Source organism: Azospirillum sp. B4 (assembly GCF_000333275.1).
Lineage (GTDB): Bacteria > Pseudomonadota > Alphaproteobacteria > Azospirillales > Azospirillaceae > Nitrospirillum.
In genome coordinates this window covers 1-8,082 of record NZ_BACU01000292.1, presented here as the reverse complement: position 1 = coordinate 8,082, position 8,082 = coordinate 1, and the positions used below count along the sequence as shown (strand labels likewise).

General features: G+C 67.2%; 9 protein-coding genes. 7 read left to right on the top strand and 2 right to left on the bottom strand.

The features are described 5' to 3' along the window. The 4 genes from I55_RS13365 to I55_RS13350 form a co-directional block, all read left to right on the top strand. A partial coding sequence (locus I55_RS13365) for a chorismate-binding protein (RefSeq protein WP_044561076.1) occupies positions 1-350 on the top strand: 350 nt, incomplete at its 5' end. Continuing rightward, positions 347-1,147: an aminotransferase class IV gene (locus I55_RS13360; RefSeq protein WP_044561075.1), complete on the top strand. Its 801-nt coding sequence runs from the start codon at positions 347-349 to the stop codon at positions 1,145-1,147. The genes I55_RS13365 and I55_RS13360, both read left to right, overlap by 4 nt. Before the next feature lie 270 nt (positions 1,148-1,417). Further along, on the top strand, positions 1,418-1,897 hold the full coding sequence (locus tag I55_RS13355) for a hypothetical protein (protein WP_044558557.1): 480 nt from the start codon (positions 1,418-1,420) through the stop codon (positions 1,895-1,897). Positions 1,898-2,205: 308 nt separating this feature from the next. After that, positions 2,206-2,673 (top strand): hypothetical protein, encoded by a 468-nt coding sequence (locus I55_RS13350; RefSeq protein WP_044561074.1) that lies wholly within the window; start codon positions 2,206-2,208, stop codon positions 2,671-2,673. A 90-nt stretch (positions 2,674-2,763) separates the two neighbouring features. Here I55_RS13350 and aroC read toward each other — a convergent pair whose 3' ends face one another. After that, positions 2,764-3,843: a chorismate synthase gene (gene aroC, locus I55_RS13345; RefSeq protein ID WP_044561073.1), complete on the bottom strand. Its 1,080-nt coding sequence runs from the start codon at positions 3,841-3,843 to the stop codon at positions 2,764-2,766. Positions 3,844-3,849: 6 nt separating this feature from the next. Then, entirely contained in the window at positions 3,850-4,722 is an 873-nt protein-coding gene (gene fabI, locus I55_RS13340; protein ID WP_286364298.1) for an enoyl-ACP reductase FabI, read from the bottom strand. Positions 4,723-4,861: 139 nt separating this feature from the next. Here fabI and I55_RS13335 point away from each other — a divergent pair, with 139 nt between their 5' ends. The 3 genes from I55_RS13335 to I55_RS13325 are packed head-to-tail and all read left to right on the top strand — an operon-like array spanning position 4,862 to position 7,945. Further along, positions 4,862-6,214 (top strand): YihY family inner membrane protein, encoded by a 1,353-nt coding sequence (locus tag I55_RS13335; RefSeq protein WP_083901083.1) that lies wholly within the window; start codon positions 4,862-4,864, stop codon positions 6,212-6,214. Between the two features lie 55 nt (positions 6,215-6,269). Continuing rightward, positions 6,270-6,950 carry a dienelactone hydrolase family protein gene (locus I55_RS13330; RefSeq protein WP_044561072.1) on the top strand — a complete coding sequence of 227 codons (681 nt, stop codon included), beginning with the start codon at positions 6,270-6,272 and terminating at the stop codon, positions 6,948-6,950. 5 nt (positions 6,951-6,955) lie between these two features. Beyond that, positions 6,956-7,945: an aldo/keto reductase gene (locus I55_RS13325; protein WP_044561071.1), complete on the top strand. Its 990-nt coding sequence runs from the start codon at positions 6,956-6,958 to the stop codon at positions 7,943-7,945. Positions 7,946-8,082: the final 137 nt, after the last annotated feature.

The window sequence follows — 8,082 nt, the reverse complement described above, 5'->3', positions numbered from 1 at the left end:
TGCGGGCCACGTTCCCCGGCGGTTCCATCACCGGCGCGCCCAAGATTCGCGCCATGGAAATCATCCATGAGCTGGAGCCGGCGCGGCGCGGGCCTTATTGCGGGTCGGTGCTGTGGCTGGGCTGGGACGGCGCCATGGACAGCAGCATCATCATCCGCACCCTGGCGGTGGCCGGCGATCAGGTGGTGGCGCAGGCCGGCGGTGGCATCGTCGCCGACAGCGACCCGGCGGCGGAATATGAGGAGAGCCTTGTCAAAGCCCGGGCCTTGTTGACGGCGCTGGATCCGGGCATGGCCTGGCCGCCTGTGGCGCTGGATGATAAGGCCATTCCGGGAAGCGAGGCGGCATGACCCTCGTTTGGCTGAACGGCGTCTTGCGCCCGGCCGCCGCCGCCGGTGTCGGCGTGGCCGACCGCGGCTTACTGCTGGGGGATGGGGTGTTTGAGACGCTGTGCTGGCGGGCCGGCACCGTGGTGCGGCTGGATGCCCACTTGGCGCGCCTGTCGGTGGGGGCGGCGTTGCTGGGCCTGCCCTTGCCGCCGATGGCGGACTTGGCGGCGGCCCTGGCCGACACGGCCACGGCCAACGGCCTGAAGGATGGATCCCTGCGGTTGACGGTGACCGCAGGGCCAGGCACCCGTGGCCTGCCGCGTCCGGCGGCCCTGGTTCCCACGGTGCTGGTGACGGCGGTGCCGGCGGGTCCGTCCCTGGGCGCGGCCCGGGTGGTGGTGGCCGGCGTCACCCGCCGGAATGAGCACTCCCCCCTGTCCCGCGTCAAATGCCTGTCCTATCTGGACCAGATCCTGGCGCGCAATGAGGCGGCGGCCCAGGGCGCGGACGACGCCCTGCTGCTGAACACCGCCGGGCAGGTGGCCTGCGCCACGGCCGCCACCTTGTTCGCCGTGGTGGACGGCGCCCTGGTGACGCCACCCCTGGGGGCCGGTGCCTTGCCGGGCACGCGCCGGGCGGCGGTGCTGGCGGCCCTGGGTGGGGAGGAGCGGGCGCTGCTGCCTGACGATGTGGCGCGGGCGACGGAGTTGTTCCTCACCTCCAGCCTCATGGTGCGTCCGGTGGTGGCGGTTGACGGGCGGCTGGTGGGCGACGGCCGGCCCGGCGCCATGGCCGCCGCCGCGCTGGGCCTGACGTGACGCATTGTGCAAATGGTAATGCATTAACATGTGCGCACCCTATCCCAAGGGTGCGATGCACAGTGCGTCAGTTTGCATGCCGCATCCGACCTATGACGAATGGCATATTTGCAACCTTTGATCGATTTTGCGGTTAGTGCTATGAATTTATTCGGAAATCAGGATTGATCGGGGCGAGGGGCGGTGAATTGGCATGGTGGGTGCTTATAACGGGACATGAACCAACCCGGGGCCGCAGAAGCCGCCCACCGAACCGATAGGACCCTTGCCATGATCCGCCGCATCGCCGCCGTCGCCGCCACCGCCGCCTTGGTTTCCAGCAGCCTGTTCGCCGCCGCCCCCGCCTTCGCCGCCGCCGGCGCCTCGGGCAGCATCCAGTTGAACAGCACCGTGGCCCAGACCTGCACCGTGGCCGTCACTGACGCCAACGCCACCCTGAACATCCTGTCCGGCTCCAGCAACGTCGCGGTTGGCAGCGTGGTGGAGAACTGCAACGACGGCGCCGGCTACACCATCACCGTCGCGTCGGCCAACAACGGCACGCTGAAGTCCTCGGCCACCGGCGCCAGCGCCATCAGCTACACCACGTCCTACGACGGCACCAACGGTTCGGGCCAGAGCTTCACCGTCACCCGCTCCGGCGCCCAGTTCAACAAGACCGCCAACGTCAGCGTCACCGTTCCGGCCAGCGCCCAGGCCATCGCCGGCAGCTATGCCGACACCCTGACCATCACCATCGCCGGCAAGTAAGCCCGCACACACCGCCATCGGTTCGGAAAAGGGCGCTCCAGGCCGGGGCGCCCTTTTTCGCATCCGCTGCGACCCTGGCGGAACGCCAATCCTAATGCATTGATTCTATGGAAAAACTCTATTGCAAAAAGTGAAATCTCATCGGGACGTCACGCGGGATTTTGGATGTCAGGCCCGATAATAACATAAATATCAATGCATTAATGTTAGTCGGTCCGGCGTCAACCAATTCTGGCATTCGGTTTGCTTAATCCAGAAGCATCAAGCGAACGGGCAACAAGCCCAACCGAACCGATGGACCTGAAGTCATGATCCGCCTTGCCGCCCTGGCCGCCTTTGGTGCCGCCGTCATCGCCGCCGCTCTGACCGTCACTCCGGCCGTCGCCGCCACCTCGGGCACCATCAAGCTGAGCAGCACCGTCGCCCAGACCTGCACTGTCTCCGTCACCGATGCGCAGGCCACGCTGAACATCTTGTCCGGCTCCAGCAACGTCACGGTCGGCAGCGTGGTTGAGAATTGCAACGACGGCGCCGGCTACACCGTCACGGTCGCCTCGACCAACGGTGGCAGCCTGAAGGGCACCACGCCCAGCATGCAGCCGGTCAGCTACACCACCATCTATGACGGCCAGTCTGGCACCGGCACTGTGAACGTCACGCGTTCCAGCGCCCAGTTCAGCAAGAACGCCACCGTCGCGGTCACCGTGCCCGCTAATGCCCAAGCCGTGGCCGGCAGCTACAGCGACACCCTGACCATCACCATCGCCGGCAAGTAAGCCCCGCTCCAGGCGCCCGAAACGAAACGGCCCCGCTTCCATCGGAAGGCGGGGCCGTTCTGCTTTTGCGGATCAGGACGGGGCGAAAAATTACCGATACGCCCGCAGCCGCAGCCAATGGTCGGCCAGGACGCACGCCATCATGGCCTCGCCCACCGGCACGGCGCGAATGCCGACGCAGGGGTCGTGGCGGCCCTTGGTCAGGATGTCCGTCTCATTGCCGTGCACGTCCAGCGTCTGGCGGGGGGTAAGGATGCTGCTGGTGGGCTTCACGGCGAAGCGGACGACGATGTCCTGCCCCGATGAGATGCCGCCCAGGATGCCGCCGGCGTTGTTGGACAGGAAGACGGGCCTGCCGTCCGGACCCGCCCGCATCTCGTCGGCGTTCTCCTCCCCCGTCAGTTCGGCGGCGGCGAAGCCGGCACCGATCTCCACGCCCTTCACGGCGTTGATGGTCATCATGGCGCGGGCGAGGTCACTGTCCAGCTTGTCGTAGATGGGCTCCCCCAGGCCAGCCGGAACGCCGGACGCCACCACCTCGATGACCGCGCCGACGGAGGAGCCGTTCTTGCGGATGCCGTCCAGATAGTCGGCCCATTGCTCCGCGGCCACGGCGTCGGGACAAAACAGGGGATTCCGGTCCACCTGGTCCCAGTCCCAACGCGCGCGGTCCACCTTGTGCGGCCCCACCTGCACCAGGGCGCCCCGGATGGTCACACCACCCGGCACCGCCTCCAGCACCCGGCGCGCCACGGCGCCGGCGGCCACGCGGGCCGCCGTCTCGCGGGCGGAGGACCGCCCGCCACCGCGATAGTCGCGGATGCCGTAGCGCTCCCAATAGGTGTAATCGGCGTGGCCCGGCCGGAACTTGTCCTTGATGTCGCCGTAGTCCTTGGACCGCTGGTCCTCGTTCTCGATCATCAGGCAGACGGGCGTGCCAGTGGTCTTGCCCTCGAACACGCCCGACAGGATGCGCACCGTGTCCGGTTCCCGCCGCTGGGTGGTGAAGCGCGATTGCCCCGGCTTGCGCCGGTCCAGGAAGCCCTGGATCCAGGCCTCGTCCAGGTCCATCAGCGACGGCACGCCGTCCACCACGCAGCCCAGCGCCACGCCATGGCTTTCGCCGAAGGTGGTGAAGCGGAACTGGGTTCCGATGCCGTTACCGGCCATGGCGGTTTACCCTTCCGACTTGACCAGGCTTTGCAGCAGGGTCGCGGTCTCCGCGGCGCTGTCCACCGACAGCATGCCCACCGTGTGGTAGCCGCTATCGACGTGGTGCACCTCGCCGGTGACGCCGCTGCCCAGGTCGCTCAGCAGGTAGAGGGCGGAGTTGCCGACCTCACCGATGGTGACGTTGCGCTTCAGGGGCGCGTTCAGCTCGTTCCATTTCAGGATGGCGCGGAAGTCGCCGATGCCGCTGGCCGCCAGCGTCTTGATGGGACCGGCGGAGATGGCGTTGACCCGGATGTTCTGCGGGCCGAGGTCGGCCGCCAGGTAACGCACGCTGGCTTCCAGCGCCGCCTTGGCCACGCCCATCACATTGTAATGCGGCATCACCCGTTCAGCGCCATAATAGCTGAGGGTCAGCAGGCTGCCGCCGTTGCTCATCATCGGCACCGCCCGCTGGGCGATGGCGGTGAACGAGTAGCAGGAAACATCCATGGTCAACGCGAAGTTGGACCTGGAGGTGTTGAGGTACAGCCCGTCCAACTCGTTCTTGTCGGAAAAGCCGATCGCATGCACCACGAAGTCCAGCGTACCCCACTGTTCCTTCAGGGTGGCGAACACCGCGTCCATGCTGGCTTCGTCGGTGACGTCGCAGGGCAGGACATGCGGCACGCCCAGCTGTTCGGCCAAGGGCTTCACGCGCTTGGCCAGCGCGTCGCCCATATAGGTGAAGGCCAGTTCGGCGCCCTGGGCGGCGACCGCCTTGGCGATACCCCAGGCGATCGACCGCTCATTGGCGACGCCCATGATCAGGCCGCGCTTGCCGGCCATCAGGGTACCCGTCGTGGTGCCGGGGGCGGAGGCGCCCGTGGAAGTGGTCATCCGTCTCTCTCCGGAAAATTAGGCGCGCATCCTACACGAACCGGTTTTACGGTCAAAGGCTGGGCGCCTGACATAAGCGCACACCTAGAATACACGTGTGAAAGGTCCATTCTTGGCACGGCTTCATGGGCAGGTCTTCATGACTGATACGCCGCCACCGACGCTGTGGCACCGTTTTGTGGGCCGGCTGCCCCAGGCCCTGCGGCACGCCATCATGGCGGTGGTGGGCGTCACCAGCTACGCCGTGCGCCGCTTCTACCGCGATGATTGCCTGCAGGCGGTGGGCTCGCTGACCTACACCAGCCTGCTGGCCGTGGTGCCGCTGTTCACCGTGGGCTTCGCCATCTTCCAGGCCTTTCCCGCCTTCCAGACCCTGCGGGCGGAGGCGGAGATCCTGTTGCTGGAAAACCTGGTGCCCCAGGTGGGGGAGAACCTGAACGACCGGCTGCGGGAATTCGTCAGCAACGCCGGCACCATGACCGGCGTGGGCGTGCTGGGCCTGGCCATCACCTCCATCCTGCTCTTCTTCTCCATCGAAGGGGCGTACAACGCCATCTGGCGTAGCCGCGAACGCCATTCGGTACTGGTGCGCATCCTGTCCTTCTGGGCGGTGCTGACCATGGCGCCCCTGCTGCTGGGCGTCAGCCTGTCCCTCTCCTCCGTCGCCGTCTCCTACTTGGGGGCGGAGGGGTCGGTGGTGGTGGAGCTGGTGCGCCGCGTGCTGCCCGGCGCGCTGGAAACGCTGTTCTTCGGCCTGACCTACCTGGCCATCCCCACCCGGCCGGTGCGCTGGCAGGACGCCATGGTGGGTGGCCTGGTGGCCGGCATCGCCATGGAAATCGCCAAGGTGGGTTTCGCCCTCTACATCAGCCAGGTCCACACCTACACCACCATCTACGGTGCCCTGTCGGTACTGCCCACGGTGCTGCTGTGGCTGTACCTGGTGTGGTGCCTGATCCTGTTCGGGGCGGAGGTGACGGCCGCCCTGCCGGAATGGCGGTCCGGCCGCATCACCGAACTGGGGCCCGCCGGCCTGTCGCCGGCCCAGCGCCTGGTCGTGGCCCTGGCCATCCTGCGCGAACTGATGCTGGCCGCGCGCGACGGCCGCGGCCTGAAGCGGGCCGACATCATCGCCCGCGTGCCGGTCGGTGCCGTGGCGGTGGACGGCATGCTGGAGCAGCTGTCCTCTGCCAGCTGGGTCATCCGCACCGCCGACGGCGCCTGGGTGGCCACCCGCGACCTGCACGACGCCACCTTGAGCGACCTGTACCAGGCGCTGGATTTCGGCATGTGGGGCGACCTTTTGTCGGTGGGCCACCTTCAGGCCCCCTGGCAGCGTGAGGTCCACGCCATATTTGAAAAGGCGCGCCAGCAGGCGGGCGCGCTGATGGGCGCCCCGCTGGCCGTCCTTCTGGCCCCGGCACCGATCCCCGCCCGCGACGGAAGATCGCCTGCGGATGGGCCTGCCGCCGCAGGCGCGATGAAATCCTGATTCCTCACAGACCTAGTTTCTCACAGACCTGGTTTTTCTCAAACAAGGAGCAGACATGGCCCAGACCATCACGCTGCGGTCCGGCATCGACGGGTTCGCGTTCACCGCCCTGCATGCCGATCCCCAAGGCCCCCGGCAGGGCGGAGTCATCGTCATCCAGGAGATATTCGGGCTGGATGAGTATGTGCGGCAGGATGTCGATCGCTGGTCGGCGCTCGGCTATGAGGTTATCGCGCCGTCGATGTTCGACCGCCAGATGAAGGGCTACATCGCCGCCCATGACCCCCATGGTTTCGAGGTGGGGCGGAAATACGCGCAGGAGAACGGCGCCGAGAATCCCGTGGCGGACGTCCAGGCCTGCGTCGACGCGCTGAAGGACAAGGGCCCCGTCTTCCTGGTGGGTTATTGCTATGGCGGCACCGTCGCCTGGCGGGCCGCCGCCCAGGTCCAGGGCCTGGCCGCGGTGGCCAGCTATTACGGTGGTGGGGTCACCAGCCTGATGGACTTGCCGTTGACCTGCCCGGTCATCTGCCACTTCGGCCGCAAGGACCAGCACATCCCGGCCGACACAGTGGCCGACCTCATCCAGAAGGCCCGTCCCGAAGTGCCCGTCTACATCTATGAGAACTCCGGCCACGGCTTCAACAACGACGGCCGCCCCGATTCGGACCTGGAGGATGCGCAACTGGCCCGCAAGCGGACGCTGGATCTGTTCCGCGCCAACGCGGCCGGGTGATCCCCATGCTCACACGACGCAAACTCGGCCGGCAGGGCCTGGAGGTTTCATCCCTGGGCCTGGGCTGCATGGGCATGACTCACTCCTACGGCACGCGGGACGATGCCGAATCCATCGCCACCATCCACCGCGCCATCGACCTGGGCTGCACCCTGTTCGACACGGCGGAGGTCTACGGCCCCTATACCAATGAGGAGCTGCTGGGCCAGGCGCTGGAAGGCCGGCGTGACCGGGCGCAGATCGCCACCAAGTTCGGCTTCGTCATCGGCAAGGGCCCGTTCGGCGGCACCGACAGCCGGCCTCGGCACATCCGCGATGTGGTCGAGGCGTCGCTGAAGCGCCTGCGCACTGACCGCATCGACCTGCTGTACCAGCACCGCGTGGACCCGGGCACGCCCGTCGAGGATGTGGCCGGCACCGTCGGCGACCTGATCCGGGAGGGAAAGGTGCTGTATTTCGGCCTGTCGGAGGCCGGGTGCGACACCATCCGCCGGGCGCATGCGGTGCAGCCGGTCTCCGCCCTGCAGAGCGAGTATTCGTTGTGGGAACGCAACCTGGACCAGGACATCCTGCCCCTGCTGGCGGAACTGGGCATCGGCCTGGTGCCGTTCAGTCCCCTGGGACGCGGCTTCCTGACCGGACAGGCGAAGCGGGCGGAGGACTATCCCGACAGCGACTACCGCTCCAAGAACGATCCCCGGCTGCAGGGCGCCAACTTCGACGCCAACATGCGCCTGGCCGGATTTGTGCGGGACGTGGCCCAGGGCTATGGCGCCACGCCGGGGCAGGTGGCGCTGGCCTGGCTGCTGCAACGGCGGCCGGACATCGTGCCCATCCCCGGCACCAAGCGCCGGAAATACCTGGAGGAGAACCTGGCGGCGGACGCTCTGACGCTGTCGGCGGCGGATGTGGAGCGCCTGGACGGGGCGCTGGATACCTTCCAGGTGGCCGGCGCCCGCTATGGCGAAAGCGGCCTGGCCATGGTGGATCGCTGAAAAGACAAAGGCGGGCGCCTCGCGGCACCCGCCTTTTTTTCAGCGGCAAGAGGTTTGACCTTATGCTGTAGGCCGCGACCGCGGCACCCGGAGGTTTCCGGGAACGCAGTGGACTGGAAACCGAGACAGCCAAGCCG

Bases quoted from the DNA above. Each gene is read 5' to 3' on its own strand.
- I55_RS13360 (WP_044561075.1), top strand. From the start codon at position 347: ATGACCCTCGTTTGGCTGAACGGCGTCTTGCGCCCGGCCGCCGCCGCC.
- I55_RS13355 (WP_044558557.1), top strand. From the start codon at position 1,418: ATGATCCGCCGCATCGCCGCCGTCGCCGCCACCGCCGCCTTGGTTTCC.
- I55_RS13350 (WP_044561074.1), top strand. From the start codon at position 2,206: ATGATCCGCCTTGCCGCCCTGGCCGCCTTTGGTGCCGCCGTCATCGCC.
- aroC (WP_044561073.1), bottom strand. From the start codon at position 3,843: ATGGCCGGTAACGGCATCGGAACCCAGTTCCGCTTCACCACCTTCGGC.
- fabI (WP_286364298.1), bottom strand. From the start codon at position 4,722: ATGACCACTTCCACGGGCGCCTCCGCCCCCGGCACCACGACGGGTACC.
- I55_RS13335 (WP_083901083.1), top strand. From the start codon at position 4,862: ATGACTGATACGCCGCCACCGACGCTGTGGCACCGTTTTGTGGGCCGG.
- I55_RS13330 (WP_044561072.1), top strand. From the start codon at position 6,270: ATGGCCCAGACCATCACGCTGCGGTCCGGCATCGACGGGTTCGCGTTC.
- I55_RS13325 (WP_044561071.1), top strand. From the start codon at position 6,956: ATGCTCACACGACGCAAACTCGGCCGGCAGGGCCTGGAGGTTTCATCC.